This is a genomic window from Sporocytophaga sp. (assembly GCF_017745095.1).
Lineage (GTDB): Bacteria > Bacteroidota > Bacteroidia > Cytophagales > Cytophagaceae > Sporocytophaga.
The window spans coordinates 78,067-104,084 of sequence record NZ_JAGHZZ010000013.1 but is presented as its reverse complement, the minus strand read 5'-3'; the positions used below and the strand labels follow the sequence as shown (position 1 = coordinate 104,084).

26 protein-coding genes are annotated in these 26,018 nt (G+C 35.7%); 19 read left to right on the top strand and 7 right to left on the bottom strand.

Annotated features, from left to right (window positions below):
• Positions 1-101 precede the first annotated feature (101 nt).
• A complete protein-coding gene (locus J7604_RS18585) occupies positions 102-737 on the top strand; it encodes a carbonic anhydrase (protein WP_293898939.1) in 636 nt (211 codons plus the stop codon).
• Between the two features lie 55 nt (positions 738-792).
• On the opposite strand, the gene J7604_RS18580 is transcribed toward J7604_RS18585, so the two are convergent.
• Together J7604_RS18580 and J7604_RS18575 are read right to left on the bottom strand one after the other, a co-directional pair.
• Complete coding sequence (locus J7604_RS18580) at positions 793-1,242, bottom strand: SRPBCC domain-containing protein (protein WP_293898937.1); 450 nt, start codon at positions 1,240-1,242, stop codon at positions 793-795.
• A 36-nt stretch (positions 1,243-1,278) separates the two neighbouring features.
• On the bottom strand, positions 1,279-1,770 hold the full coding sequence (locus J7604_RS18575) for an SRPBCC domain-containing protein (protein WP_293898935.1): 492 nt from the start codon (positions 1,768-1,770) through the stop codon (positions 1,279-1,281).
• 130 nt (positions 1,771-1,900) lie between these two features.
• On the opposite strand from J7604_RS18575, the gene J7604_RS18570 reads away from it, so the two are divergent.
• A complete protein-coding gene (locus J7604_RS18570) occupies positions 1,901-2,875 on the top strand; it encodes a GlxA family transcriptional regulator (RefSeq protein WP_293898933.1) in 975 nt (324 codons plus the stop codon).
• Between the two features lie 108 nt (positions 2,876-2,983).
• Positions 2,984-3,838, top strand: coding sequence for an oxygenase MpaB family protein (locus J7604_RS18565; RefSeq protein ID WP_293898931.1), 855 nt, complete (start codon positions 2,984-2,986; stop codon positions 3,836-3,838).
• 18 nt (positions 3,839-3,856) lie between these two features.
• Here J7604_RS18565 and J7604_RS18560 read toward each other — a convergent pair whose 3' ends face one another.
• Positions 3,857-4,231: a hypothetical protein gene (locus tag J7604_RS18560; RefSeq protein ID WP_293898929.1), complete on the bottom strand. Its 375-nt coding sequence runs from the start codon at positions 4,229-4,231 to the stop codon at positions 3,857-3,859.
• A gap of 226 nt (positions 4,232-4,457) precedes the next feature.
• On the opposite strand from J7604_RS18560, the gene J7604_RS18555 reads away from it, so the two are divergent.
• Both J7604_RS18555 and J7604_RS18550 read left to right on the top strand, forming a co-directional pair.
• Positions 4,458-4,778 carry a helix-turn-helix transcriptional regulator gene (locus tag J7604_RS18555; protein WP_293898927.1) on the top strand — a complete coding sequence of 107 codons (321 nt, stop codon included), beginning with the start codon at positions 4,458-4,460 and terminating at the stop codon, positions 4,776-4,778.
• On the top strand, positions 4,775-5,743 hold the full coding sequence (locus tag J7604_RS18550) for an SRPBCC domain-containing protein (protein ID WP_293898924.1): 969 nt from the start codon (positions 4,775-4,777) through the stop codon (positions 5,741-5,743). The genes J7604_RS18555 and J7604_RS18550 overlap by 4 nt, the downstream gene beginning before the upstream one ends.
• A 76-nt stretch (positions 5,744-5,819) precedes the next feature.
• On the opposite strand, the gene J7604_RS18545 is transcribed toward J7604_RS18550, so the two are convergent.
• Positions 5,820-6,224: a hypothetical protein gene (locus tag J7604_RS18545; RefSeq protein WP_293898921.1), complete on the bottom strand. Its 405-nt coding sequence runs from the start codon at positions 6,222-6,224 to the stop codon at positions 5,820-5,822.
• Positions 6,225-6,259: 35 nt separating this feature from the next.
• A complete protein-coding gene (locus tag J7604_RS18540; protein WP_293898918.1) occupies positions 6,260-7,141 on the bottom strand; it encodes a glycosyltransferase family 2 protein in 882 nt (293 codons plus the stop codon).
• A 387-nt stretch (positions 7,142-7,528) separates the two neighbouring features.
• On the opposite strand from J7604_RS18540, the gene J7604_RS18535 reads away from it, so the two are divergent.
• From J7604_RS18535 to J7604_RS18480, 12 genes are all read left to right on the top strand, one after another.
• Complete coding sequence (locus J7604_RS18535; protein WP_293898915.1) at positions 7,529-7,909, top strand: lipoyl domain-containing protein; 381 nt, start codon at positions 7,529-7,531, stop codon at positions 7,907-7,909.
• Between the two features lie 33 nt (positions 7,910-7,942).
• Positions 7,943-8,263: a hypothetical protein gene (locus J7604_RS18530; RefSeq protein ID WP_293898912.1), complete on the top strand. Its 321-nt coding sequence runs from the start codon at positions 7,943-7,945 to the stop codon at positions 8,261-8,263.
• A 26-nt stretch (positions 8,264-8,289) separates the two neighbouring features.
• Positions 8,290-8,424 carry a hypothetical protein gene (locus J7604_RS18525; RefSeq protein ID WP_293898909.1) on the top strand — a complete coding sequence of 45 codons (135 nt, stop codon included), beginning with the start codon at positions 8,290-8,292 and terminating at the stop codon, positions 8,422-8,424.
• A gap of 32 nt (positions 8,425-8,456) precedes the next feature.
• Complete coding sequence (locus J7604_RS18520; protein ID WP_293898906.1) at positions 8,457-9,200, top strand: metallophosphoesterase; 744 nt, start codon at positions 8,457-8,459, stop codon at positions 9,198-9,200.
• A gap of 330 nt (positions 9,201-9,530) precedes the next feature.
• Entirely contained in the window at positions 9,531-11,729 is a 2,199-nt protein-coding gene (locus tag J7604_RS18515; RefSeq protein ID WP_293898903.1) for a M3 family metallopeptidase, read from the top strand.
• 60 nt (positions 11,730-11,789) lie between these two features.
• Positions 11,790-13,346: a YdiU family protein gene (locus J7604_RS18510; RefSeq protein WP_293898899.1), complete on the top strand. Its 1,557-nt coding sequence runs from the start codon at positions 11,790-11,792 to the stop codon at positions 13,344-13,346.
• An 83-nt stretch (positions 13,347-13,429) separates the two neighbouring features.
• Complete coding sequence (locus J7604_RS18505) at positions 13,430-14,074, top strand: SDR family NAD(P)-dependent oxidoreductase (RefSeq protein WP_293898896.1); 645 nt, start codon at positions 13,430-13,432, stop codon at positions 14,072-14,074.
• 83 nt (positions 14,075-14,157) lie between these two features.
• Entirely contained in the window at positions 14,158-15,891 is a 1,734-nt protein-coding gene (locus J7604_RS18500; protein WP_293898893.1) for a sensor histidine kinase, read from the top strand.
• Positions 15,892-16,011: 120 nt separating this feature from the next.
• A complete protein-coding gene (locus tag J7604_RS18495) occupies positions 16,012-16,683 on the top strand; it encodes an HAD family hydrolase (RefSeq protein WP_293898890.1) in 672 nt (223 codons plus the stop codon).
• Between the two features lie 165 nt (positions 16,684-16,848).
• A complete protein-coding gene (locus tag J7604_RS18490; protein ID WP_293898886.1) occupies positions 16,849-18,093 on the top strand; it encodes a HAMP domain-containing sensor histidine kinase in 1,245 nt (414 codons plus the stop codon).
• A gap of 108 nt (positions 18,094-18,201) precedes the next feature.
• Complete coding sequence (gene ttcA / locus J7604_RS18485; RefSeq protein ID WP_293898883.1) at positions 18,202-19,020, top strand: tRNA 2-thiocytidine(32) synthetase TtcA; 819 nt, start codon at positions 18,202-18,204, stop codon at positions 19,018-19,020.
• A gap of 88 nt (positions 19,021-19,108) precedes the next feature.
• Positions 19,109-19,300 carry a cold-shock protein gene (locus tag J7604_RS18480; protein WP_028980382.1) on the top strand — a complete coding sequence of 64 codons (192 nt, stop codon included), beginning with the start codon at positions 19,109-19,111 and terminating at the stop codon, positions 19,298-19,300.
• A gap of 103 nt (positions 19,301-19,403) precedes the next feature.
• Here the strand turns inward: J7604_RS18480 and J7604_RS18475 are convergent, their stop codons facing one another.
• Entirely contained in the window at positions 19,404-19,628 is a 225-nt protein-coding gene (locus J7604_RS18475; RefSeq protein WP_293898880.1) for a hypothetical protein, read from the bottom strand.
• 74 nt (positions 19,629-19,702) lie between these two features.
• On the opposite strand from J7604_RS18475, the gene J7604_RS18470 reads away from it, so the two are divergent.
• Positions 19,703-21,874 carry a hypothetical protein gene (locus J7604_RS18470; protein ID WP_293898877.1) on the top strand — a complete coding sequence of 724 codons (2,172 nt, stop codon included), beginning with the start codon at positions 19,703-19,705 and terminating at the stop codon, positions 21,872-21,874.
• Between the two features lie 120 nt (positions 21,875-21,994).
• Complete coding sequence (locus J7604_RS18465; protein ID WP_293898874.1) at positions 21,995-24,481, top strand: CHASE domain-containing protein; 2,487 nt, start codon at positions 21,995-21,997, stop codon at positions 24,479-24,481.
• A gap of 40 nt (positions 24,482-24,521) precedes the next feature.
• Here J7604_RS18465 and J7604_RS18460 read toward each other — a convergent pair whose 3' ends face one another.
• Positions 24,522-25,826, bottom strand: a complete 1,305-nt coding sequence (locus J7604_RS18460; protein WP_293898871.1) for an O-acetylhomoserine aminocarboxypropyltransferase/cysteine synthase family protein — start codon at positions 25,824-25,826, stop codon at positions 24,522-24,524.
• Positions 25,827-26,018: the final 192 nt, after the last annotated feature.

The following is a 26,018-nucleotide window of genomic DNA, read 5'->3' as shown; positions in this document are numbered from 1 at the left end:
GTTTTCAGAGGATTGTTTATTTATTTTGATTTAAGACTAATTTATTCACTGATAAGTAATAAATTTAAACTTCAATTCCAATATTACTCATCTATCTGCATATGATTAAAAGTTATAATAAATTACTTGAAGGAAATAGAAAATGGGCAGCTGAACAATTAGAAAAGGATGCAAACTATTTTGAGAAGTTAAGCAAAGTTCAGAAACCTGAATATTTGTGGATAGGATGTTCTGATAGCAGAGTTCCGTGTGAGGTGATTACGGGAGCTACACCTGGTGAAATATTTGTGCATAGGAATATTGCCAATATGGTTATACATACTGATCTTAACCTTCTTAGTGTACTTGAATATGCTGTTAAGTTTTTAAATGTAAAGCATATCATTTTATGTGGGCATTATGGCTGTGGCGGTATTAAGTCATCAATGGACAACATCGCTTATGGTTATGTTGATAACTGGCTGAGGAATATTAAAGAAATTTATGTTAAAAATATAGATGAGCTTGAAGCACTTCCAACGAAGGAAGAGAGGTTTAATCGTTTGGTTGAAATCAATGTTGTGGAGCAGGTAAAGAATTTGTGCAAAACTAAAGTTGTGCAAATTGCATTGGAACAAAAGACACTTAAAGTCCACGGCTGGGTCTATGGTATGAAAGAGGGATTGATTCATGAAATGATACATGCTGAAAGCACAATCGATACAGTTCATCCGATCTTTAAGTATGAAATGGAATAAAAGTTAACTGCATTTATGCAGTTAACTTTTATTAGATATAGAGTGGTATAAAAGCCTACATGACTTTTGACTCTGGCTTACCTTCACCTGTTTCAATTAGCTCCTTAAGACTATCATGGATATATCCGCTCCATGCGCCGGAACAGGCTTCGTGGCATTCATACTCCGGAACCAAACCTAGGTGGGTGAATCGAATAAGCGTCTGTCCGTTCGATTCAGAAAGTTCAAAAGTAATCCTTGTATTTGTCCATTCCTGTTGATTTTTAACAAAGCTTAACTTACTGTCTGTAACAAGCCAGACAACTTTTCTTTCAGGGACAAATTCAATCAATTTTTGTTTGGAATAATGCACATCTCCAAATCTGACTTCAAATTCATCATTTAATTTTTGAGTATTGCCTTTAATGTTTTCCGTCCACCAGCTCCTTACATTGTTAACTGCTTCGAATGCTTTACTCAGAGGTTTGTTTACAAGGATTGCAGTTGTATAGTTTTGATTTTCCATGGTAATCTTGATAGAGATACTATTACAGAAACTCGATTATGATTGCAGTTTCCACTTTTTAACTATTTCTCCATTGAAACCTCCTTCTTTAGGATTGGGCTCGCCTTTGCCGGTTTCTATAAGCTTTTTAAGGCTATTTTGAATATAATTGCTCCAGGCTTCCTGACAAATTTCGTAGCATTCATAATGAGGACCTAGGCCAATATGCGTAAAACGAAGTTCAGTCTGTTGACCTTTTTTAGTGATATCAAAACTGATTTTAGTATCCTTCCATTCAGTGTTGTCTTTGGTGAAATTGAAATGGTTTTCTAGTACAAGCCATACTACTTTCTGATTGGGAATAACTTCAATTAATTTCATCTTGCTGATATGGACATCCTTGTAGTGATACATAAATACATCATTGAGCTTGTTCGTGCTTCCTTCAATTTCTTCTGACCACCAACCGCGGACATTATTAATGGCATTATATACCTCAGACGGAGATTGATCTACCAGTATACTTGTTGTAAAATCGGGAGTATTCATATTTTTATATGTTTGGAATTGGATGACATTTAAGACAAATCTAATACATGACTATTTGTTTGGGTAAGGTCAAAATGGACTTCAAACATGGTTAATTTGGACTATTTTCCATATCTTGGATATAAGAAATATGAAAAACATTACGATAGTTGTTCCGGATTGCGGAGTAAATCTGAACAGTATAGGAGGAGCTTTCGAAATACTTCGGAGAGCAAATGACTACTGGCAAAAGGCCGGCAACGAATCCAGACTTGATGTTCATATAGCAGGGTTCATGACAGAACTAAAGGCTCATGGAAATTATTTAGCTATTCACCCGATTGATATCAAGGCTGTCAAAAGTACGGACCTTATAATTATACCTTCACTCATAGACGATTATCAAAAGGTTGTTAAAGATAATACAGAGCTTATTGACTGGATATACAAGCAATACCAGAATGGGACTGAGATTGCCAGCATTTGTTCAGGTGCATTTTTGCTGGCCGCCACAGGACTTCTGAATGGGAAAAACTGTTCTATTCACTGGAATAAAGTAGACGAGTTTCGGAAAATGTATCCAGAGATAAAAATAGCAGAAGATAAAATCATAACTGAGGAAAATGGCATTTATACAAATGGAGGCGCGTATTCCTTTTTAAATCTTATACTTTATCTTGTGGAGAAGATCTTTGACAGATCAGTTGCGATATATTGTTCAAAGGTTTTCCAGATAGATATCGAACGAACTGCCCAATCTCATTTTACTATTTTTAACATACAAAAAAGCCATGGAGATGAATTGATTGGTAAGGCTCAGACTTATATTGAAGATAATATAGATGCGAAAATTTCCTTTGAAAATCTTGCATCAGAACTGGCCATCAGCAGGAGAAGTTTTGATAGAAGGTTTATTAAAGCAACTGGAAATACTCCGGTAGAGTATCTTCAACGGGTAAAAGTTGAAGCGGCCAAAAAAGAACTTGAAAAAGGACGCAAATCAATTTATGAAATTATGACAGATGTGGGATATGCTGACGATAAAGCATTCAGAGAAGTGTTTAAGAAGTTTACAGGCTTATCTCCTGCAGATTACAGGAATAAATATAATAAGAGTCTAGCTTGAGAGTTATTGATAAGGGAATTTGTCTAATTCTTGTGCTTCTCTGTGTAATTAATGGATAGAAGGTTTTAATTAATACATTTAATTTTCGCATTTGCTTTTATAATATAAATGAATCGAAAAAAAATACTCAAACAAATATTAGCTCTTGATCCAATTAAAGATCATTTGAAGATCGTGCACCTGAATTCTTTTTATGACTTTCCGTGGGATAATACCAGAGCACTGGAGTTTGCCCTGTTCAGGACGTTTGCTGTGCCAGCTATAGGTAATTTGCTTAATTATACAGGTGAATTTGAGCACAGAACTCAAAAGCGTTACGATGATACAGACTTACTGTTAAGTGAAATTATTGAACACGGTTATGATAGTGAAAGAGGCAAAGCCGCTCTGAACCGTGTAAACGGCATGCATGGTCGTTTTAAAATATCAAACGATGATATGCGTTATGTGCTTTCTACTTTTGTAATGGAACCCTACAGATGGAATCAGAGGTTTGGATACAGAAAAGCTACAAATCAAGAAAATATTGCTGGGCATAAGATCTGGTATGAGATAGGAGTGAGGATGGGGATAAAGGATATTCCAGAGACCTTTGAAGCAATGCTTGAAATGAATATTGCTTATGAAAAAGCAAACTTTGGATATACAGAGGGGGGAAGAAGGGTTGCGGATGCAACAGTTAATCTTATGCTGGGATGGTTCTTCCCGAAGTTTATGTTTCCTGTGTGTAGGCCATTTATGTATGCATTGATGGATGAACCTTTGTTGAATGCATTGAAGCTAAAGAAGCCATCTCCGGTTATTGTTAGTTTGGTTAATACAGGAATGAATTTAAGGAAATTTGTTCTTCGATTTATGCCGGTAAGAAGGAAGCCTGTATTAAGAACCAGAAGGACAGTAGAGTCCTATCCACAAGGATATAAGATTAATGAACTAGGGATTCACTATAAAAAATCAGAATAAAGTAGATACAGTCATAGATCAATAAATATAGAAAAGGCTTTTGCGATTCTTATATTTCCATATGGCAAATCCTTGGTCAAATGGAATGACAGAACCATCGGAAATTACTTCAAAGTTGTAGACTCCCGGATTTTCATTGAAAATTTTTTTAGTCTCCCATGGGAAACCTATTTTCTCTTTGCTTGAGACAATGGTTTCTTCCCCCGGACTTAAGACTATTGTAGTATCTTCTTTAAACTCGTATCTACCGGTTTTATAGTCATGTATTTTTAATTTGACGGGATGCTCAGATTTGTTACAGACTATATATTCTAATGAGAGCATTGCATCACAGGAATACATGATGGGTACTAAAAGGGTTAATAGTAAAAAAGTATTTTTATTAGATCTCATTTTTATTTGTGAGCTGAAATATAAGTTGTCCTTTAAGGGTTATAATTTCAATACTTAATTTAAGCGATTAACTTCTAGAAACTATTAAAACTCACCAATTTTTTAAAAAACTGAAAATTTGATTAGAACAAATCATAATTAATTTAAAAAAACTTAAAAATATTTGCGCAACCGAAAAGTTGCATATATATTTGCTACCGATTAGTTGCAAAAGAAAGAAGAGGATATGAGAAGAGATGTATTTCAGGCAATTGCAGATCCGACCAGGAGGGCAATTTTATGTTTGATTGCCGTCCAGGCTTTAACGCCTAATGCTGTTGCTGAACATTTTGACAGTAGCAGGCAGGCTGTGTCAAAGCATATTAAGATCCTAGTGGAATGTGAATTGTTAAAACAAGAACAACAAGGCCGAGAGATTTACTATCACATTAACCCTGATAAGATGCAGGAAATAGATAAGTGGCTTCAGCAGTTCAAGGGATTGCTGGAGAAACGTTTTAACCAACTTGATAATGTATTAGCCAAACTTAAATCCGATAAAAAATGAAGAACACTTTATTAATGAATTTCACTGTTGATAAGGCCAACAACAAAATCAAAGTTGAGAGGGAGTTTGATGCTCCTGTGGCCATGGTTTGGTCTGCATGGACCGAAAGTGAACTGCTAGACCTATGGTGGGCGCCGCAGCCTTACAGAGTCGAAACCAAATCAATGGATTTCAGTGAAGGTGGAATGTGGCTTTATAGTATGGTAGGCCCGGAAGGAGACAGGCATTGGTGCAGAGCTGACTACAAATCTATAAAACAACAGAAGCAATTCGTTTATCAGGATGGCTTTTGTGATGAGAATGGAAAATTAAATAAAGACTTTCCACGGTCAACTTGGTCTAATGTGTTTAAGCAAACAGATGAGACTACAACTGTTAATATAGAGATCAGCTATGATAAATTGGAAGATCTGGAAACCATAATAAAGATGGGCTTTAAAGAGGGCTTCACTGCTGGGCTTGAAAATCTTGATCATTATCTTAGCACACAATTCCGTCTTCGTAAAGAGAATAAAACAAGCAATAAAGCAAGAGTTACCTCTTATCTGAATTTTAATGGAAATACAGAGGAGGCTATTAATTTTTACAAAAAAGTCTTTAATGGGAAATTCACGGGAGTAGGCTTAAGAAGATTTGGTGATATTGAAATGCCAGCCGAAGTGCCGCCTATGAGTGCAGCGGATAAGAAGCTTATCCTCCATGCAGAACTCACAATTTTGGGAGGACATGTGCTTATGGCTACAGATGCGCCTGAAAGTATGGGATTTAAGCTTGTGTCAGGTAATAATATGCACATTAATGTAGAGCCTGAGACAAGAGAGGAAACAGAGCGAATTTTTAAGGAATTGTCAGAAGGTGGAGAAGTAATTATGCCTTTAGCAGATATGTTCTTTGGCGCTTATTATGGCCAACTCAAAGATAAGTACGGAATCAACTGGATGCTCCATTATCAGAAGGTTGATTAAATAAAAATCCCCTCCGGAAATGGTCTTGGAGGGGATTTTTTTATTGTTAAAGGAGGTTGATGCTTTTTAATAAGCTTTATTGTTTTCGGCCTTTAAAGGTTATATCAACAGAGGTGTAAGAAGTCCCGTTGCCACCATATCTGTAGTCATTGATAATAAGGGAATCGTCTTTAAATTGGAAGGTTATAAAGTTGTGGGTTCCAATGGTAGAATTATATTGATTGGATTGATTAATCTTAAACTTTCCATCAGAACCGTTAGTATTCTCAAAGAATATTGAATCTCCCTCTATTTCAACATTTACTGAATTTGCATAAGTTGCCTTTTGTTCAGAATAGCCACGGTCTGGATCATTAGATTTGTATACTTCTATATTGATCCCGTTATATGTATTATTATCCTTTTTCTCAGGGCTAGGACTTTTTTTGCTGCAGCTGAATATTGCAGTAACTAAGATTAAAAGAAGGATATACTTTTTCATTTCAATTGATTGGATCTTTTCTGAATGGGTCAAAATTATTTCAGTAATGTATAATTTTTAAACTCACCGATATTCCATCCTGTATTTCTATAAATAAAATTAAGTATTCTCAATCTTGGACTTAACTTAATTCCTTTTGTAGGGTCGAAAGAAAACTTCCAGTTTACTCTGTTAATCCTTTCTTTCATAACCTCTGGATGCGTTTCGTCAAAATGAGCAAGAGAATCTATTTGAGAATAATCAAACTCTGTTTTATTATCAAACATTTTGTTCACCGTATCATCTCCATGCCATAGCTTTTCGAAGTTCTTTCTCTTCTCCAGCTGTGCTTCCGGAGGCTTCACCCAGCCATAGTGATACATGATGGCATTGCCAGCTTTTTTAACCTTTAATTTTTCTCCATCATCTTTTCTAAAGCTCACCGCGTCCTTGTAAGACCTGATAGATCTGTCTGGCCTAACAATCCTGATATCATTTTTTGACCATTTCCTTGAGTCAGCGATATAGCTATAAGATCCGTAAAAGTTGATGTAGCCAAAGATTAATCCTTCAACTCTTTTGTCATCTTTATATTTTTCCATAGCGGCTTTAACTTCAGGAAGATACTTCTCATGTAGCACCTCATCTCCTTGAATATAAAAAGCCCAGTCAGAGTCAGGTGAAATGGCATGAAACGCTTTTTCTGTTTCTACTGCAAGTACTTTTCCTCCTTCTCTTAAAGACTCATCCCAGACTGTTTCTACAATTTTTATTTTAGGAGAATTGATGGATTTGATCAATTCCAGAGTTGCATCTTCTGATTTACCAACGGCCACAATAAATTCATCACAAATAGGCAGAATAGAGGTGATAGCCTCTACTATAGGAAAATCGTATTTTATAGCGTTTCTTATAATTGTAAAACCTGAAACTTTCATTTTGTAAATTTTTAATGCTAAGGGTTTAAATGTCCTGATGATATTGCTTTTCCGGAAGCTGTTAACTTTCAGGAAAATCATATCAGATAGGGCCAGAGAGAAAGTATTTTATTTGAATAATTCACCATGGCAAGAGCCAAAAATAAAGAAATTGTTTGCTAAATTCTGCCATAAGTGGCGAATTTTTCTAGAATTTTGAAAGGATTAATGAATTATACTTCTGAGAGCTGAATATTTCACACAGATACACTGAGAACTATTGAGAAATGAATTCCTGAAATTGGTAAATGCATTCAGATGTTTGTATAGTCTCCTTTGTGTAACTTATACTTCAGCAGGGACGGAACAAGAATTGAAATTTACAAAACTAAGCAAAAGATAAACGATATGTTTGAATTTTTTAAATCCGGAAAAAAGCCAGATAACTATAGATCTCCTGAAGAAAGAGAGCTTTATTTGAATGATGTCAAAGAAAGGTTAAGCAATCAATATAAAGATGTTCATTTTAAATTTATTTTATTTCCGGAAATTTCCAAAGATGCTACGAGCATAGTTAAAACAACGCTCTGGAAGAAAAAGATAGGAGATAACGTTAAAAAGAATGAGAAGATAGCTGTGTGTGAAGCCGATAAAGTTCAGTTTGAGATTAATGCAGAAGTTAATGGCATATTGGTTTTCAGGGCAGAAAAGAACAAAGAGCTCTTTAAGGGAGACATCTTTGCAATTCTTGCTGAAAAATATGTGGACCTGGAAGAGTTTAAATTTTGACAGTCAGTTTTTTGAAGAATAATCTATACAAAGATGGAAATGGAATATTTACCTGATGCTGGTTTCAGAATAAATTCAGCACTTATCAGTTGGGATGATGACAGACATTCAATAAGGAAAATTCTTAAGGGGATGCATAAAGAAGATGATAAGGTATTTGAATTTGAAGATGAAAATATCGAACAACGAAGAGATGTCTACCAGAACTATCTTGAAGAGGATAATTATTTTTTTCTTAATTATAACAGCAATGATCTGTTCTCTGAAATAGAGATTCATTGGGGGATATCTATACTTATCAAAGGAGTTTGTCTGGATTTTGAAAACGAGCTTTCAGAGGTGATTAAAGTATAAATGATCTTGGATATGATGCTATTGAAATGGGTAAAGGAGAGTTTTTCTTTCCGGAGCTAAGAATGACCATTGCTGACGGTGAAGCCATGGGAGAGGACGGGAGTGGTTTATCTTATTTTTATGCAACCAAAGATGTTAGTCATTTGTCAGAGTATATGTAATGAATGGATGAGTTGGTAAGATAAAGTAAGAAATGAAAATACAAATTTTAAGTGATTTGCATCGTGAGTTTGGATGTAATGAAATCAAATTTGATCAAGCTGATCTGGTTATTTTTGCAGGTGATGTAAATTTGGGTATTAAAGGCATTCAGTGGATTCATTCTGAGATAAAGACTACTGTGGTATATGTTTTAGGTAATCATGAATATTACAAAGGCAGCTATCCCAAAACTTTAAATAAAATCAAAGACCTGGCAAAGAATACTCATGTTCATGTATTAGAGAATAATTCTGTTGAACTGGATGGAATTATATTTCACGGAGCGACTCTCTGGACAGATTTTGAATTGTTTGGAAATCCCCGCTATACAGGGAGTTTGGTTCAGGGCAAAATGAATGACTATAAGTTGATCCGTAGAGATCCATCTTATTCCAAACTTAGAACAATAGATACTTATCAAATTCATAAAGCTTCTTTAAAATGGCTGGAGCAGAGCCTGGCAACTTCCTCATCAAAGAAAAATATAGTAATAATTCATCACGCTCCATCTATAAGATCAATACCTGAGAGGTTGAGGGAGAATATCGTTTCCTCAGCCTATGCATCCAATCTTGAAAGTATAATTCTTCAATATCAACCTGAATATTGGATACATGGTCATATTCATGAACCTTCTTTTTATAAAATTGGTGGTACTCAAATCATTTGTAATCCTCATGAATATATCGATGATGCATACAATGGATTTGATCCTGCTTTATTCATTGAGGTTTAGGCTTTGAGAATGCTCTGATAATAAAAGACCAATTGGTAGTTGATGTTGCAGAACGCTCCTTCTATAAGATCAATACCTGGTTGGTAATTTTTTAAAGAAAATAGGTCGAGTAATAAACAATCGAGCTGAAATTTCCCTTAATTCAGGAATCAATTAAATTAAACTAAATTAATCATTAGCCATTGAAAAATACTGTTAATTATTAAAATTCAGAACTTTGGTATTAATTCTGAGTGTTGATTAATACTGATAACTATTTTAATGCTTAATCCCGGTTAATTTTGTACTTTTAATCGATTGTATAACCTAACGTCTTCTAAAGAATTATATATGATTCATAAGGTAATTTACGCGTCATTTTTCTGCGCAACGACATTGAGCAGCTTTCCTGCTCTTTCTGATACAGTTTTAAACCGTCCTCATATGTCTTTAACATCTAATTTCAACCCTGCAGATACTGTGTTAAGTAATAACCCTCTGCTTAAAAAATGGGAAGGACCAAACGGTGGACTTCCTCCTTTGGATAAGGTTAAAACTGAAAATTTTAAGCCAGCTCTTGAAGCGGCCATGGCTGAAAATCTTTCTGAAATAGACCGTATTACTTCAAATCCTGAAAAACCTACTTTCGATAATACGATCGCAGCAATGGAAAAATCAGGTCAGACACTAATGCGGGTGCAGACTATCTATGGAATATGGAGTTCTACTATGAGCGATGAAGCCTTCCAGGCGGTAGAGCAAGAGATGGAACCTGTAATGGCTGCTTTTTCAGATAAAATCACACAGAATGAAAAGTTATTCAAAAGGATAGAAACTGTTTATAATTCTCCTGAAAAGAAAAAATTAACACCAGAGCAGCAAAGACTGACCTGGTTATATTATACAAACTTTGTTCGCGCCGGAGCAGCTCTGTCTCCTGCTGCAAAGGCTGAAGTTTCGGAAATCAACCAGAAGCTGGCTGGTTTATTTACCAAGTTCAGTCAAAACCTTTTAGCAGATGAAACAGAACAAGTAGTGGTTATTGAAAAGGAAGAAGATCTTGCAGGTCTTCCTCAATCTTTGAAAGATGCAGCAGCTAATGCGGCAGCTAAAAAGAAAAAAGGAAAATGGGCCATCACTAATACGAGATCATCGGTAGATCCTTTTCTGACTTATTCTTCTAACAGAGCACTGAGGGAGAAGGTCTGGAAGATGTTTGTAAACAGAGGAGACAATGGAGATAAAAATGACAATAATGCCATTATTACTGAAATACTTCAGCTGAGAGCCAGAAGAGCACATTTGCTTGGCTTTAAAACACACGCACACTGGCGTTTGGAAAACACCATGGCAAAAACTCCGGAACGCACCATTGAACTTATGGAAGCAGTATGGACTCCTGCTGTGGCAAGAGTTCATGAAGAGGTCAAAGACATGCAGGCACTTGCAGATAAGGAAGGAGCCAATATTAAGATTGAACCATGGGATTACAGATATTATGCGGAAAAAGTCAGAAAAGCCCGCTATGACCTAGATCAAACAGAAGTAAAGCAATACCTGCAACTTGAGAAATTGCGCGAAGGCATGTTCTGGGTTGCCGGAGAACTCTTTGACTTTGAATTTTCTCCAGTTTCAAATATTCCGGTAAATCATCCTGAAGTCCGTGTTTGGGAAGTAAAGAATAAGAAAACAGGTGCTCATGTCGGATATTGGTATTTCGACGCTTTTGCCCGTGAAGGCAAACGCTCAGGAGCCTGGATGAATGCATACAGAGATCAGCAGAAGTTAATTGGGAATGTTACTACAATAGTTTCCAATAATGCGAACTTTGTTCAGGGTAAAGAAGGTGAACCTATTTTAATATCGTGGGATGATGCTGTGACTTTATTCCATGAGTTTGGTCATGCCTTACATGGTCTTTCTTCCAATGTTACTTATCCGTCACTTTCAGGTACAAACGTGGTTCGTGACTATGTAGAGTTCCCGTCTCAATTGTTAGAACATTGGTTGTCTACTCCTGAAGTATTACAGCGTTTTGCCCTTCACTATCAGACAGGAAAACCAATTCCTACTACTCTTGCAGAAAAGATAAAAAAAGCTTCCACTTTCAATCAGGGCTTTGCTACGACAGAATATCTTGCAAGTGCTTTGATAGATATGAAGCTTCACTTATCAGAACTTCCGAAAATAAACCCTGATTCTTTCGAAGCAGCTACTTTAAAGGACCTGGGAATGCCGCGTGAATTGGTGATGCGTCACCGTACGCCTCAATTTGCACATATTTTCAGTGGAGATAGCTATTCGGCAGGATATTATAGCTATCTATGGTCTGATGTACTTACCGCAGATGCATTTCAAGCATTTACCGAGGCTAATGGTCCCTACGATAAAAATGTTGCAGGAAGGCTTTCCAAATATGTGTTTTCTGTAGGTAATACTATTGATCCTGAGATCGGATACCGTAACTTCAGAGGCAGAGACCCGAAGATTGATGCATTGATGAAGAAAAGGGGTTTTCCTGTTAAGACACAGGAAAAGAAAGCGAAATAAATCAATGAAAAGCGAGTAATTTTTGTTTTGAGGTAAAGAGATTGTAAAGCCGGGAGATCAATGGATAGTTTAAGTTCAAAAAAATATACTAAAGATTTTGTAGATTCCTTTGACGGAGATCACAGTGGAGATCTTACTTCCAGACAGACTCCCGGAGTCCTATACAGTAAAGCTCTTCCTACACCAGTAAAAAATCCCCAATTGATCGGATGGTCAGATGATTTTGCCGGGCAATTGGGGGTTGAAATGCCTGCAGCTGATGATGTGAAAATTTTAGGTGGAAATCTTATAACTCCTACTATGTATCCTTATGCCTCCTGTTATGCCGGTCACCAATTCGGCAATTGGGCTGGGCAACTTGGAGACGGCCGGGCGATTACATTAGGTGAATGGGTGACACCAAATGGAGAAAGCTGGGAATTTCAGCTCAAAGGTGCAGGACCAACGCCATATTCCAGAAGGGCTGACGGAAGAGCAGTTCTGAGATCTTCTGTCAGAGAATTTTTGATGAGTGAAGCAATGCATTATCTGAGAGTTCCTACTACGAGAGCGCTAGGACTTGTTACAACAGGAGATATGGTGATGCGGGATATGTTTTATAACGGAAATCCGCAATATGAGCCAGGAGCTATTGTAATGAGAGTATCTCCAAGCTTTCTCCGTTTCGGAAATTTTGAAATGCTTGCAGCAAGAAAAGATATCACCAATTTAACCAGGCTTGTAAATTGGACGATAGACCGCTATTATCCACATATTACAGGAGAAGACAGGGTTATTAGATGGTTTAAGGAAGTTGTTGAAAAGACTGCTCAATTGATAGTGGAATGGCTTAGAGTTGGATTTGTTCATGGGGTAATGAATACAGATAATATGTCAGTCCTTGGCCTGACTATTGACTATGGTCCTTATTCTTTCCTTGATAACTATGATCCTGAGTTTACTCCCAATACCACCGATCTGCCGGGAAGGAGATATGCGTTTGGAAACCAATCATCCGTTGCCTATTGGAATTTAGGATGCCTTGCCAATGCATTGGTTCCTCTCTTTGAAACCACGGCTCCACTGGTGGAAGCTGTAGAATCTTATGAAAACATATTCTGGCTGAAATATTATGCTATGATGGGGCACAAGCTGGGATTAGATGAAGTGAGAGATTCTGATCTTGATTTTATCAATCGATTCGAACAAATGCTTTCAGCCGTTGAACCTGACATGACTATCTTTTATCAATTGCTTGCAGAGCTGACTTCAGATAAAATAACAGATGAAGTTATTGTTATGCATTTCAAAGAAGCTTTTTATAAAGAATTATCTTCTGATGCAAAAGCAATCTTTTTACAAGCAATTAAAGCCTGGAGGGGGAGAATAGAAGCAAACAGAATATCCAGGGAAGAATCTTTAAAGGTTATGTCTGAAAACAATCCTCGTTATATTTTAAGGAATTATATTCTACATAAGGCAATAGAAGAATTGGAACGTGGAGAAAATCAATTATTCCTGAGGCTTCAACTGGCTTTGAAAAATCCTTATTCGAGAGATTTTGATGAATTTTTTATGAAACGACCTGAATGGGCAACACAAATGGCAGGCTGCTCCATGTTATCCTGCAGTTCTTAATGGACCGAATGAATTAATCGGCAATTGTTTGAACAAAAACATTGATTTTTTATTATTTGAAGGAATAAATCTTCTTCAGCATAATGAAAAAAGTAGTTACAATTATCGGTGCAGGAAAAGGTGTGAGTTTGGGTGTCGCAAGAAAGTTTGGGAAAGAGGGCTATACTATTGCGCTTATTTCCAGAACCGAAGATAAACTTAAGAAGCTGGTTCAGGAGTTGAAATATGATGGTATTGATGCCGGCTATGCTGTTGCAGACGCTTCCTTGCCGGAGGAGATCGAAGCTGCTTTAAAGAAGATCAAAGAACTCATTGGAGCAACTCAGGTGCTCGTATACAATGCCGCAAGATTAAAAGCTGGCAACATCCTCAATGAAACCTCTGAATCCCTTACAGAGGATTTTAAATTAAATGTAGCAAACGTTATTACTGCAGTTAAATATGTGATTCCCGACATGGAGCCGGGTTCAGGAAGTATTCTCCTCACAGGAGGTGGATTATCTATCCATCCCATTCCTCAATATGGCTCTTTGGCAGTGGGTAAAGCGGGAATAAGAAACCTGGCCGTTTCTCTCAACCATGCTTTGCTTGCAAAAAGAATTTATGTTGGAACTGTTACGATTAGCGGCATCGTCCGAGCAGACGATGATAAATACAATCCTGATAAAATAGGAGAGGAATACTGGAAGCTTTTTACTGAAAAAAAAGATATCGAAGTTATTTATTGACCTTCATTGTCAGACTAATATATATATCGGTCTACGAAAAAAAACACAGTCTTTTTAATAACGAGAGGTTCTTTTTTTAAGGTATGAAAATTAAATTCAAGCTATCCCTCATTATCCTGTTAGTTGCGGTTACCCTCATTACCTTATTATATTTCGTCTACATTTTTAATGTAAAAAAAGCTTTTGTCCGACAGATAGAAAACCAGCTAGAATCCGTAGCTGAAGCTAAATATATTGATATTAATCAGTTCATCCAAAGGCGCACATATCTGATTCGTTTTATATGTAGTTTGGACATGTTTAAGACCGCTTTTGAGAGAAATAAGTTTGACAAGGATTTTTTAAGATCGATTGATTTGTTGGATGATAAGTTTCCAACAGTACATGAGATCAGTATTATAGACACTACAGGTCACCTGCTAGCTTCAACCAGGCATGATTCAATGCCTTCAATTGAAAGATTGCAAAGGGAAGCCTTTATGCTTGCTCAAAAAAATCAGATTTACTTAGGTGAGTTTTCCTATGATGAACAAGATAAACTGTCCTTCTATATTTCATCTCCACTCTATAATAAAGATAGTACAATGGTAGGAGTCGTTCTGGCTAATATGGATGGAAATGACCTTATGGAAATAATGGATGATTCAACGGGGCTGGGAAAGACTGGAGAAACAATACTAGGCGAAAGACGGGATAGCGGTGTAATATATCTTGTACCCCTCCGGCATGATAGAAGTACAACAATGATGTATAGTAATGATATTGAAGGCACGGCCCTCAATGTAGCCCTTTTAGGAAAGTCCGGTATTGCTCATGAGGTATATAATTATAAAGGAAAAAAGGTTTATGCAGCTACCAGATTTATACAAGATCAGGAATGGGGGCTGGTAACCCAGATAAATAAAGAAGAGGCATTAAAGCCGGTGAAAGAACTATCCGATATTCTCATATTATTGAATTTATTTCTTGTGATTTTTCTTACGATACCTGCTTATATTATTGGTCGCTATATTGCAAAGCCTATAGAAAAGCTAACTGAAACCGCGAGGAGGATCAATGAAGGAGAACTTTCCGAAAGAGCAGTGATAAAATCGGGAGATGAAATTGGTATGCTGGGGAAAGCATTTAATGAAATGACAGGTAAGCTGGAACACAAGATTCACGAGCTGGACAGATATGCTTATGTTATCTCTCATGATCTGAAAGCACCATTAAGCTCTATCATGCCACTCGCTGATTTCTTGAAAGAAGATTATAAAAATAAGCCATTAGATGCAGATGGAAAGGAAATGCTAGATATGATCAAGGAGAAATCTCTTGATATGAAAAAACTTATTGATGGTGTGCTTAAATCTGCAAGGGAAGAGTATAAAATGAAAGAACCTGTCAAAGTGTATGACCTTGTCCATAACATTGTACAAAACTTGCATCCACCGGAAAATATTGAAGTACAGATAACCAAAAATCTTCCTAATACTGTGCAATATCACCAAGTTTCACTTATTCAGGTATTTCTGAATCTTATCAGTAATGCCATAAAATATATGGATAAAGCCGAAGGGCATATAGTTGTGGATTGCACTCGACAGGGCGAATATTATCGTTTTTCTGTCTCTGATAACGGAAGAGGTATTGGCCACGAATATCAAAACAAACTGTTTGAAGAGTTTACTGTAGCACATGATGATCCAGGCATTAGTAGTTCGGGGCTGGGTTTATCAATTGTAAAAAGAATAGTAGAAGAAAATGGTGGCAATATAGGAGTGGAATCAGAACTTGGAAAGGGATCAGTTTTTTATTTCACTGTAAAAGCATAACTAGTTTTAAAAGAATCTCACATTTTTATTTTGATCAGTAACATTTACAGCATAAATCAGGTTTTGAATTTGGGTAGTAGTACTTAAATCAAATCTTTCTACAGACATAAAGCAAGCCAAATGAATGATTCAGATTTTCTTAAATTGATGCAACAATCACAGCCAGTTATAAAAACTGTTTTTGTTGATATTGGAGGAGTTTTATTATCCAATAGTTGGGATGGAAAATGTGTGAAAGATTCGATAAACTTTTTTGGAATAGAAGCAGATGAAGTTTTGTTCAGACATACAGAGGTTGCTTCTCTTTATTATTGTGGAAAGATAAGTCTTGACGAATATATTAAGTATGTTGTTTTTTTTACTGATAGAAATTTCGGATGTGACGAATATAAAAATTTCGTCTTTGAGCAGTCGAAGCCTCATGAAGAGATGATTAAATATATAAAATTTTTAAGAGGACATTTTCGACTGAAAATAGTAGCCCTCAATAATGAAGGCAGAGAATTGAATGAATTTAGAATTAAAAAATTTAAGCTTCAGGAATTCGTGGATACGTTTATTTCTTCCTCTTATCTGAAGCTCTGTAAGCCTGATCCGGAATTTTACAAAATAGCACTTGATATTTCAGGCTCCGATGCGAGCGAAGTTTTGTATATCGAAGAACGAGAACTAATGACAGCTATAGCAGGAAAGCTTGGTATCAAATCTATATTACATAACAATTATAAAATTACAAGAAAGGAAGTAGAAAAGTATGGTTTCTACCTTCCGGAAGAAACTCTATTCGGTTAACTTTTCACCGATAGATATATAATCAAGTATGATTGGTTATTTTTAATCAAGCTTTCGATGTATAAAATCAAAAGATATTTGGTTAAAAAACATTTTGTAAAAAGTATTGTTATTGGTGGTTTATAATGGGGGTACTTTTTTTTCTTATTAATAAATAAGTGATCAATGGTTTATACTCATTTCAGAAACTTTGCATTCTATCTTTATAAAAATTACCTGGATCATATAACAGTTGAATATTCAAAAAAAATAGATTCTGACAAGGCTCATTTCCTAAAGCTTTACTATAATAACATTCCTGAAAATGACTTTTATTGCCTCAGGGCAGCAATGGAACTGTACCTCAAGTCAATCTATACCGATGAATACATCCCTGTAAATAAATATTATGAATTCGAAGAAGCTCAGGTTGAAAAATTTTCATTAAGGGTAAATGTTATAAGGAGTTCTTTTATTGAATACCTGATATTTTATTCAACTGATATAAATAAAATATCTGAAGTTATAATAGAAATGAATCATTTCTATGCTATGCAAGAAGGATTGATTTTAAAGGAATTTTTTGCACATCGTCAGCAGGAAATTGAAGCTGCTAAAAAAGCTCTTGACCATGGGGCTATGGCTTCTATATATTTTGATAGTGAAAACCATTTGAATGCAAATGTGGAAAGGTCTTTCATAGAGGTGAAAGAAAAAGATACTAATCTGAAGAAGGCTTATTCGGAATTGGATGACTTTATTAATAAAGTATATATTGAATTAAAAGCTCCGGTTTCTAATATAGAAGGGCTGCTTAAAGAGATGATGTTGGAGGTCACCAACGACAGTGGGGAGGTAGAAATGCTAATGCAGATGCTTAACACATCATTAGACCGAATAAAAAAAACAATTGAATTGTTGATTGAAATCTCGGAGATTTATAATACAGATCTATTAGAACAAAAGGATCCAATAAACATTTCGGATATTCTTGATGAAGTCTTAAATGATATTAATCCTGTTTTATTTGATGGAAAGCTTACGGTGGTAAGAGAATTTCAAGTATTAACTATACTTTTTTCAAGAAAGCAATTAAAGTCTGTATTGCTAAATTTACTTTTAAACTCTATTAAATTCAGAACTCCTGGAAACAATATCAAAATTGTCATTAAAACACAGATGCAAAAAGGGAGACTTATATTGAGCTTCTGTGATAATGGAATAGGAATAAGTCCTAAAGATCATAAAAGGATTTTTCAGGCATTCAGAAAAGCTCATGATATTGAAGATGGTTTGGGTGGCGGACTATATCTTGTAAAGAGTATTATGGAGAAAAATAATGGAAAGATTGAAGTACAAAGCGAATCGGGATATGGCACCATTTTTAATTTATTTTTTAAAACATCTCCCTTTGGTTTTAAGCCAAGTTGATAAGTCTTGATTATGAGGGGTTAGTCATAAGATTACTGATTAATCTCTTTAAAAAGTTGGTTAAGCAAGACTAATTTAGAAACTTTGCATTTAGTTTTGCTTTGAAATATGGAAAATCAGGATTTTGAATTTGAAAAACTCGAAAGAAAGCTTAGAAAAGCTGTTTGGAATGCGATAGAGGACTATAAGATGGTAGAAGACGGGGATAAGATTATGGTATGTCTTTCCGGTGGAAAAGATAGTTATACTATGTTGGATATCCTTATGCATATTCAGCAAAATGGGAAATATTCTTTTGAAATTATAGCCGTCAACCTAGATCAGAAACAGCCCGATTTCCCTGAGCACATCCTTCCTGAATACCTAACCCGCGTCGGTGTACCTTATAAAATTATAGAGCGTGACACTTACACGATTGTTAAAGAAAAAACTCCGGAAGGAAAAACACTTTGCACTCTTTGTTCAAGGTTAAGAAGAGGTACTTTATACACTGCAGCAAAAGAACTGGGTGCAACAAAAATCGCATTAGGGCACCACAGGGAAGACATCATAGAGACATTCTTTCTGAACCTATTCTTCAGTGGAAAAATGGAAGCAATGCCAGCCAAATACAAAACTGATAACCAGGAACATATAGTGATAAGACCTCTGGCATTCTGTAAAGAAAAAGAAATTGAAAAATACTCTGTTGCAAAGGCTTATCCGATTATTCCTTGCAATCTTTGCGGCTCACAGCAAAATATGCAGAGACAGGTAATTAAAAAAATGCTCGAAAATTGGGAAAAAGATTATTCTGACAGAACCGAAGTTATTTTTAATGCCTTGAAAAATATATCGCCATCACATTTATTGGATAAAGATCTTTATGATTTTGAAGGTTTTATGTCTCTTGTGAAAGACAAAGGCGTTACGGAAAAGTGTGATTAAAAAAAATAATTCAACTCTATTAAACATTCTGGATTAGTTTGGGTTGATGTAGCATTATTAAAATCTAATGTCAATGCTACAACTTTCAATGTTACAAGGGACTGTAAAGTTCTTCAATAATTCCAAAGGATATGGATTTATTAAAAATGAAAAATCCGGAGAAGAAATTTTTGTTCACGCTAGTGGACTGATCGACCAGGTCAGAGAAAATGACAAGGTTCGATTTGAAGTAAAGCAGGGTAAGAAAGGGCCCAACGCTGTAAACGTTTCCTTAGTTTAGCCAAAATAGCAAAACTTATCCCTTACTTACTTTGAAGCCCACCCTCCCCGGATGGGCTTTTATTTTTATAATCTCTTTTTCTTTCTGAATCACTCCCACTTTATCACTTGATTTTTTTTTGCCAAAGTGAAAACCTATTCATTTCACCGGCCAATTTATTATTGATTTTCAATGCAGCACTTCCAGGATACACCAGATATTTGTTGCGGTTGTAGATCTCTTTCAGAAGACCATGTTTATCATTCATTCTGTTTGCTTTCCTTGAAGTATTTTCTTTTTCGGGCTTTTTAAAGCAAGGTTTTTTTGGATAGATGAATAGAGATTTCATAATAGAAATTATTAAAAATCAGCAACCAATAAACAGTTTCTTTGGGTAAAGGTTAGACCTGAATACCCATAGGAATGAGTGATCAGCTAAATAAAGAGGAAAAATTGGTATCATTTATAAAAAAGCTTTTTAAAGTTTTAGGAATAATAGTTTCCGGACTGGTCATCTTCTCGCTATTGTTATATGTAATTGTCAATATTTTTATCACTCCTATTGTAAAAAGAAAAATCATAGAATCAGTATATCAATCCTCCGGAGGTCTTTATTTATTGGAGTTTGACAAGTTTAACCTGATGCTTTTAGAAGGGAATGCGAATATAGGGAATGTACATATCTTTCAGGATACAACGGTTCTGAAGAAAATCAGACTTGAAAATCCACGGGGAAACTATTCAGATGTAGAAGTCAGAGCTGAAAATATTAAAGTTAAAAATGTAAAGTGGGTAACGTATATCTTGGATAGAGCTTTGAAAGTCGACGGTATAGAAATACAGGACCCCAAGTTCTCATTTAAAGGAAATATTCCGGTAGATACAATTGAGATAGCTCACCAAAGCTTTCTGGATGTGGTTCCTGGCCTTGTAGCAAGCTTTGCAGGGTCTCTTAATATTAATGAGCTTAAAATTAACAGAGGAGTTCTGGCTGTTGATTTAAAAGGAAAAACTGGAACTACCAAACAAAATGCAGACAGTATATTTCTTGAGATGCGCAATATTCGCATAGATACCGGAGCCTCCAGAAATGTTCTGTTCACAACTCAGGTAAAATTCAATATAGGTAACTATAAGCTTGTAAGCAGTGACAGCTTGTTTGAAATATCGGTGAAGCAATTTCTTGGTAGCTATGAAGATTCCTTATTGGGTATGCATGATGTTAGAGTTACTCCATTGAAAAGATCGGATAAAGAAAAATATAATGCGAAGATAAAATTCATAAGGGCTTACGAAGTAGATTTTTCTCTCTTTTTCAAAGAAAATAAAATAGCAATCGGACAATTGTTTTTTCAGACTCCTGATGTTGATTTTATAACCACGATTACTGCAAACGATAGTTCAGTCAGTGTTGGAGACATGCTGGCAAAGTTTTTACCATATATAAGTAATAGTTTAAATATAAAAACATTTGCCTTGAAAGAAGGGAAGGTAAGTTTAAAGGTATTTAGTCCTAAAGGCCTCGTAGAACAAGCAGCAGAAGACATACTATTGTTGGCAAAGGACATAGCTGTCAGTTCCGGTTCAATTAAAGCAAGTAATTATTGGGGGGAAATAAGTTTGGATGTTAAAAATTATGTGACAAAAGTTCTCCCCCAAAACATTGAGTTGAAGGTCAAAAGTCTGGAAGCTTTTACTGGGGAAGGCAAGATTTTTCTTAAAGGCTTTTCTCTTGCTCAGGTGCACAAAACAGAAGAAACATTTATCATGTTTAACAATACAATAGAAAAGATAGAGGGGGAATCTGTGAATTTTCACAGACTGATATCAGGGACAGGACTGGAGATGCAGCTACTTAAGGTTTCAGGTATGCAGCTTAAAATTTACGACAATGAAAATTTTAAAACTTCTTATGCAATGATGGGAAGAATGCCTAATGAATTACTCAAAGAGTTGGGTTTTTACCTTAATATAAAAGAGTTTGATTTGACAAATTGTGATATTACTTTTGAACAATTTGATGATATACTAAACAGGCGTGGAAAGCTTACTTTCAATGATACTCATTTAAAAATCAAAAACCTTTCCAATCTGACCAGTGAAAATGGAGATACTTCCAGCTCTGTATTTATGATTCAGTCTAAAATTATGGATCAGGGAGAGCTGGATGTCGTAATCAGATATCCATTGTATAGGAAGTCTTTTGATTGCACACTTAAGGGAACATTATCTCCTATTGATGGTACTAAATTTAACGGCATAATGCAATTTTCAGGATTGAAGCTCAGATCAGGAACCTTTGCATTGCCATCGCTAAACATGGAAGTTCTCAGTGGCATCGCTAATGGGACGTTTACTTTAGATTTCCAAGATCTGAGAATTAATGTCATTAGAGATTCAGGAAAGAAAAGGAGGTTTAAATCACGTATTGCAAATTTTGCTATAAAAAATAATGGTAGTAAAGTTGAATCTCTATCATACCAAAGACAGAAAACGGACGGATTTATAACTTTTGTTTGGAATGCTGTAAGTGCAGGAGTTGAAAAGGCAATAATAAAAGATTTCTTTCATCCTTTTATTAAAAACGAAAAGTGAATTTCTGGTTTGATGATAGCCTTAAAAGCTCATTTGGATGGATCAGGGCAACCGCAAGTTAATTATTCTCGTACAAAAAAATTTATTAGTTTTTAAAATTGAGAAATCTAAATATTGCTGATGAAACTATATAATAAGATACGTGTGTTCTTAAGGCAGTATTTTATTCCGGTCATATCTTTCCTGATCATATATTTTTTGGTAATATATTCTTATATACAGGTTAAAGAAAAGACAAACCAGCAAAGAACTGAATATTTTGAATCCAGAGCATATCTTGTTAAAACATCCATTAATAACAGAATTTTAGATTATATCCAGATTCTGAAAGGAGGAAAGGCATTTATCGAATCTTCGGATTCGATTACAAGGAAAGAATGGAAACGATATATATCAAGTCTTGATGTTGATCAGAACTATCCAGGAATTCAAGGGATAGGATATGCAATATTCATTAAACCTGAAGACCTGCAGAAGCACATTAATAAAATAAGAGCTAGCGGCTTCCCTTCATATACTATAACCCCTTCAGGAGTGAGAAAAGAATATACATCCATAATCTTTTTGGAGCCATTTACCGGCCGGAATCTAAGAGCATTTGGTTATGATATGTATAGTGAACCGGTTCGGAGAAGGGCAATGGAAAGGGCAATGGAAACCGGTAAACCAGCCCTTACCGGTAAGCTTACATTAATCCAGGAAACAGGTGATGGCAATCAGCCTGGTTTTTTAATTTATGTTCCTGTTTATAATTCAAATGATTCATCAAGTTCTTTGCTTACTACAGAGCAAAGAAGACAGTCTATCAAAGGATTTGTCTATAGTCCTTTCAGATCAGGTGATTTATTTAATGCTCTGCTTCCTGCAAGGTTCAGTGATCTGAATATTGAAATTTACAATGGAGAGGAACTCACCAAAGACGCTTTACTTTTTTCTACCAGGAAAAATGGAACTTTAGAAAAAAAAGGTGAAGAGTTTAAGAAGTATGAAAATATAAACATTGGAGGAACCAACTGGATTATCTACATTTCTTCAAAACCTTTTTTCGGAGGCAGAGAATCTAACGACGCTCTGTTGATCCTTGTAGGAGGATCAGTGATTAGCTTTTTGATATTTTTTATTTTACTTATAAGATCTGAAGCTAAAAGGATTAATAGACTCAAGCAAACGATCACTGACACGGTCACTGCAGCGATATTTGTCATAAACAGAAATGGGTTTGTTACTTTTATAAATCCGGCAGTAACGAAGATCACCGGATATAGACCGGAAGACTTCAGAGAAAAGACTTTTTATGATGTTATGCATCAAAGCCGTAAAGGGCCATATAAAAATTTTGATCCAGCCCGAAATATCTATCAAACCATTCTGCAAGGAATTCATGTGCACGATCAGGAGGATATTCTGATAAGCAAAGATGGAAGATTATTCCCTGCACTTTGTTCTGCTAGTCCTATTCTGGAGAATGGGGTTCCTCTCGGAACACTGGTAGAGGTTAAAGACATTACAGGTGAAAAAAAAGCTAAAGAAACTATAGCAAAAAATCTGGAAACAAAGAACTTTCTTCTGGAGGCCATGCCAGATAAGGTTTGGACTGCTGATGGAAATGGGATATTTAATTTTTTCGGCCACAATTGGGAACAATATTCCGGTCATACTATCAATGAGTTTTTGAAAAAAGGTATGGATCTTATAACTTATTTCGAAGACAAAGTGCAGAATGATAAAACCATCACGCAATTACTTCAAGAACATAAACCATTTCAGATTGAACACAGATTTAAAAGAGAGGATGGTGAATACAGATGGCACCTTACAAGAGGTTTTCCTCAGATGAGCAAAAATGGTGATGTGGAGATGTGGGTAGGTACCAGTACTGATATTCATGAACAAAAGCTACAGCTTGAAGAGTTAAAAATGATCAACGTAGACCTTGATAACTTTATTTATACTGCATCTCATGATCTTAAAGCCCCAATATCTAATATGGAAGGATTAGTAGATGCGCTGAAAATTGCAGGGGAAAATAAAGATGAAAGAAGTGAGCTGATTGAATTAATGAATAAATCATTATTAAGACTAGGAAGAACAATCAATGACCTTACCGAAATTGCAAAAATTCAGAAACAAAAAGATTGGACTAATGAAGTAGTTAAGTTTTCTGAAATAGTAGAGGAGGTAATAGAGGACCTGCAAAGATTTATAGAGGAGGCTGACGCTAAGATTAATTTAGAGTTTAATGTATCAGCTATAAAATTCAGCAAAAAGAATCTTAGAAGTATTTTTTATAATTTGATTTCAAATGCTATCAAATACAAGAAAAGCGACACCGCACCTATTGTTGATGTCAGAACTTTCCTTGAAAAGGATAAGATAGTGATTTTTGCGAAGGATAATGGGTTAGGTATAAAGCAGGAAAATAAAAAAAGAGTATTCGAAATGTTCAGAAGGTTGCATGCTCATGTGGAGGGCTCGGGAATGGGCTTGTATATAGTTAAAAGAATAGTTGAAAACGCTGGAGGGACCATCGATATAGAAAGTAAAGCAGGAGAGGGGACTACATTCAGAATCTATCTGCCTGCCGAAAATCTTTTAATCAGAAAGTAAATTATAATAGAGCCCGGCTTTTATTCCGGGCTACTAGAAATTATTTTACAGCATCAAATGCTTGCTGAAAATCTGATTTGATATCTTCAATATGTTCTATACCTGTGCTAACTCTTAACTGGCCTGGTATTACTCCAGCTGATTTTTGTTCTGCATCACTCAACTGCTGATGTGTAGTGGAAGCCGGGTGAATGATCAACGTCTTAGCATCTCCGACATTAGCGAGGTGGCTAACCAATTTAAGTGAGTTTACAAATCTATCAGCTGTATCCTTTCCCCCTTTAATCTGAAAAGATAATACTCCTCCAAATCCATTTTTTAGGTACTTTTTAGCTAGTTTGTTGTAAGGACTAGATTCAAGTCCCGGGTAATTTACAGAAGTTACCTGTGGATGTTTTTCAAGCCATTTAGCAAGTTCCAAAGCATTGTCAACATGCCTTTGTACTCTTAATGACAATGTTTCTAGTCCTTGAAGTAAAAGGAATGAGTTAAATGGACTTAAAGCCGGTCCCCAATCTCTTAGCCCCTCAACACGTGCTCTAATAATAAATGCTATATTGCCGAAAGGGCCGTTTGTCCCAAATACATCCCAAAACTTTAAACCATGATAACCTTCTGAAGGCTCTGTAAACTGAGGGAATTTTCCGTTGCCCCAGTTATAGTTGCCACCATCTATAATAACACCTCCTATACTTGTACCGTGCCCACCGATCCATTTGGTAGCGGATTCTACCACTATATTGGCCCCATGTTCAAGTGGCCTGAATAGATAACCACCTGCTCCAAAAGTATTATCTACGATCAGAGGCAAATCATGCTTTTTAGCCAGCTTAGCAATATCTTCAAAGTCCGGAATGTTAAACCCTGGATTACCAATGGTCTCAAGGTATATGGCTTTTGTATTCTGGTCTATGAGCTTTTCGAAAGATTCAGCTTTATCTCCTTCAGCGAATTTCACAGTTATACCAAGTCTCTTAAATGAAACTTTGAATTGATTATAGGTGCCACCATAAAGGTACGATGTAGATACAATGTTGTCGCCAGCTTGAAGTATATTGTTCAATGCAATGAATTGAGCAGCCTGACCAGAGGCTACGGCCAATGCCGCAACCCCACCTTCCAGTGCAGCTATCCTTTTTTCAAAGACATCTGTAGTTGGGTTCATTATTCTTGTATAGATGTTCCCGAACTCTTTAAGAGCAAATAGATTAGCTCCATGCTCCGAGCTTTTAAACTGATAAGATGTAGTCTGATAGATAGGTACAGCTCTTGATTGAGTAGTTGGGTCAACCTCTTGTCCTGCATGCAGTTGAAGGGTTTCAAAGTGTAATTTGTTTTGCGACATTTCTAAAATGGTATTTTTATTCTCTATAAAGTTAGTAGACTATTTTAAGCCTTTTTGTAAACATAGAATTTTATTTTTTTGAATACCACTATGCAATTATTTTCACTATAAATTGTTTTTCTAAGCATCAGCGAATGCACAAATTATTTTAATCTTTATGGAATTTATACTTATTTCGCTGCCGCGTTACAT

Excerpts from the sequence above, each read along its gene's own strand:
- J7604_RS18510 (WP_293898899.1), top strand. The coding sequence starts at position 11,790 with ATGGATAGTTTAAGTTCAAAAAAATATACTAAAGATTTTGTAGATTCC.
- J7604_RS18475 (WP_293898880.1), bottom strand. The coding sequence starts at position 19,628 with ATGAAATCTCTATTCATCTATCCAAAAAAACCTTGCTTTAAAAAGCCC.
- J7604_RS18480 (WP_028980382.1), top strand. The coding sequence starts at position 19,109 with ATGTTACAAGGGACTGTAAAGTTCTTCAATAATTCCAAAGGATATGGA.
- J7604_RS18580 (WP_293898937.1), bottom strand. The coding sequence starts at position 1,242 with ATGGAAAATCAAAACTATACAACTGCAATCCTTGTAAACAAACCTCTG.
- J7604_RS18495 (WP_293898890.1), top strand. The coding sequence starts at position 16,012 with ATGAATGATTCAGATTTTCTTAAATTGATGCAACAATCACAGCCAGTT.
- J7604_RS18555 (WP_293898927.1), top strand. The coding sequence starts at position 4,458 with ATGAGAAGAGATGTATTTCAGGCAATTGCAGATCCGACCAGGAGGGCA.
- J7604_RS18465 (WP_293898874.1), top strand. The coding sequence starts at position 21,995 with ATGAAACTATATAATAAGATACGTGTGTTCTTAAGGCAGTATTTTATT.
- ttcA (WP_293898883.1), top strand. The coding sequence starts at position 18,202 with ATGGAAAATCAGGATTTTGAATTTGAAAAACTCGAAAGAAAGCTTAGA.
- J7604_RS18490 (WP_293898886.1), top strand. The coding sequence starts at position 16,849 with ATGGTTTATACTCATTTCAGAAACTTTGCATTCTATCTTTATAAAAAT.
- J7604_RS18515 (WP_293898903.1), top strand. The coding sequence starts at position 9,531 with ATGATTCATAAGGTAATTTACGCGTCATTTTTCTGCGCAACGACATTG.
- J7604_RS18525 (WP_293898909.1), top strand. The coding sequence starts at position 8,290 with ATGGGTAAAGGAGAGTTTTTCTTTCCGGAGCTAAGAATGACCATTGCT.
- J7604_RS18550 (WP_293898924.1), top strand. The coding sequence starts at position 4,775 with ATGAAGAACACTTTATTAATGAATTTCACTGTTGATAAGGCCAACAAC.
- J7604_RS18545 (WP_293898921.1), bottom strand. The coding sequence starts at position 6,224 with ATGAAAAAGTATATCCTTCTTTTAATCTTAGTTACTGCAATATTCAGC.
- J7604_RS18585 (WP_293898939.1), top strand. The coding sequence starts at position 102 with ATGATTAAAAGTTATAATAAATTACTTGAAGGAAATAGAAAATGGGCA.
- J7604_RS18520 (WP_293898906.1), top strand. The coding sequence starts at position 8,457 with ATGAAAATACAAATTTTAAGTGATTTGCATCGTGAGTTTGGATGTAAT.
- J7604_RS18575 (WP_293898935.1), bottom strand. The coding sequence starts at position 1,770 with ATGAATACTCCCGATTTTACAACAAGTATACTGGTAGATCAATCTCCG.
- J7604_RS18530 (WP_293898912.1), top strand. The coding sequence starts at position 7,943 with ATGGAAATGGAATATTTACCTGATGCTGGTTTCAGAATAAATTCAGCA.
- J7604_RS18460 (WP_293898871.1), bottom strand. The coding sequence starts at position 25,826 with ATGTCGCAAAACAAATTACACTTTGAAACCCTTCAACTGCATGCAGGA.
- J7604_RS18500 (WP_293898893.1), top strand. The coding sequence starts at position 14,158 with ATGAAAATTAAATTCAAGCTATCCCTCATTATCCTGTTAGTTGCGGTT.
- J7604_RS18535 (WP_293898915.1), top strand. The coding sequence starts at position 7,529 with ATGTTTGAATTTTTTAAATCCGGAAAAAAGCCAGATAACTATAGATCT.
- J7604_RS18565 (WP_293898931.1), top strand. The coding sequence starts at position 2,984 with ATGAATCGAAAAAAAATACTCAAACAAATATTAGCTCTTGATCCAATT.
- J7604_RS18570 (WP_293898933.1), top strand. The coding sequence starts at position 1,901 with ATGAAAAACATTACGATAGTTGTTCCGGATTGCGGAGTAAATCTGAAC.
- J7604_RS18560 (WP_293898929.1), bottom strand. The coding sequence starts at position 4,231 with ATGAGATCTAATAAAAATACTTTTTTACTATTAACCCTTTTAGTACCC.
- J7604_RS18505 (WP_293898896.1), top strand. The coding sequence starts at position 13,430 with ATGAAAAAAGTAGTTACAATTATCGGTGCAGGAAAAGGTGTGAGTTTG.
- J7604_RS18540 (WP_293898918.1), bottom strand. The coding sequence starts at position 7,141 with ATGAAAGTTTCAGGTTTTACAATTATAAGAAACGCTATAAAATACGAT.
- J7604_RS18470 (WP_293898877.1), top strand. The coding sequence starts at position 19,703 with ATGAGTGATCAGCTAAATAAAGAGGAAAAATTGGTATCATTTATAAAA.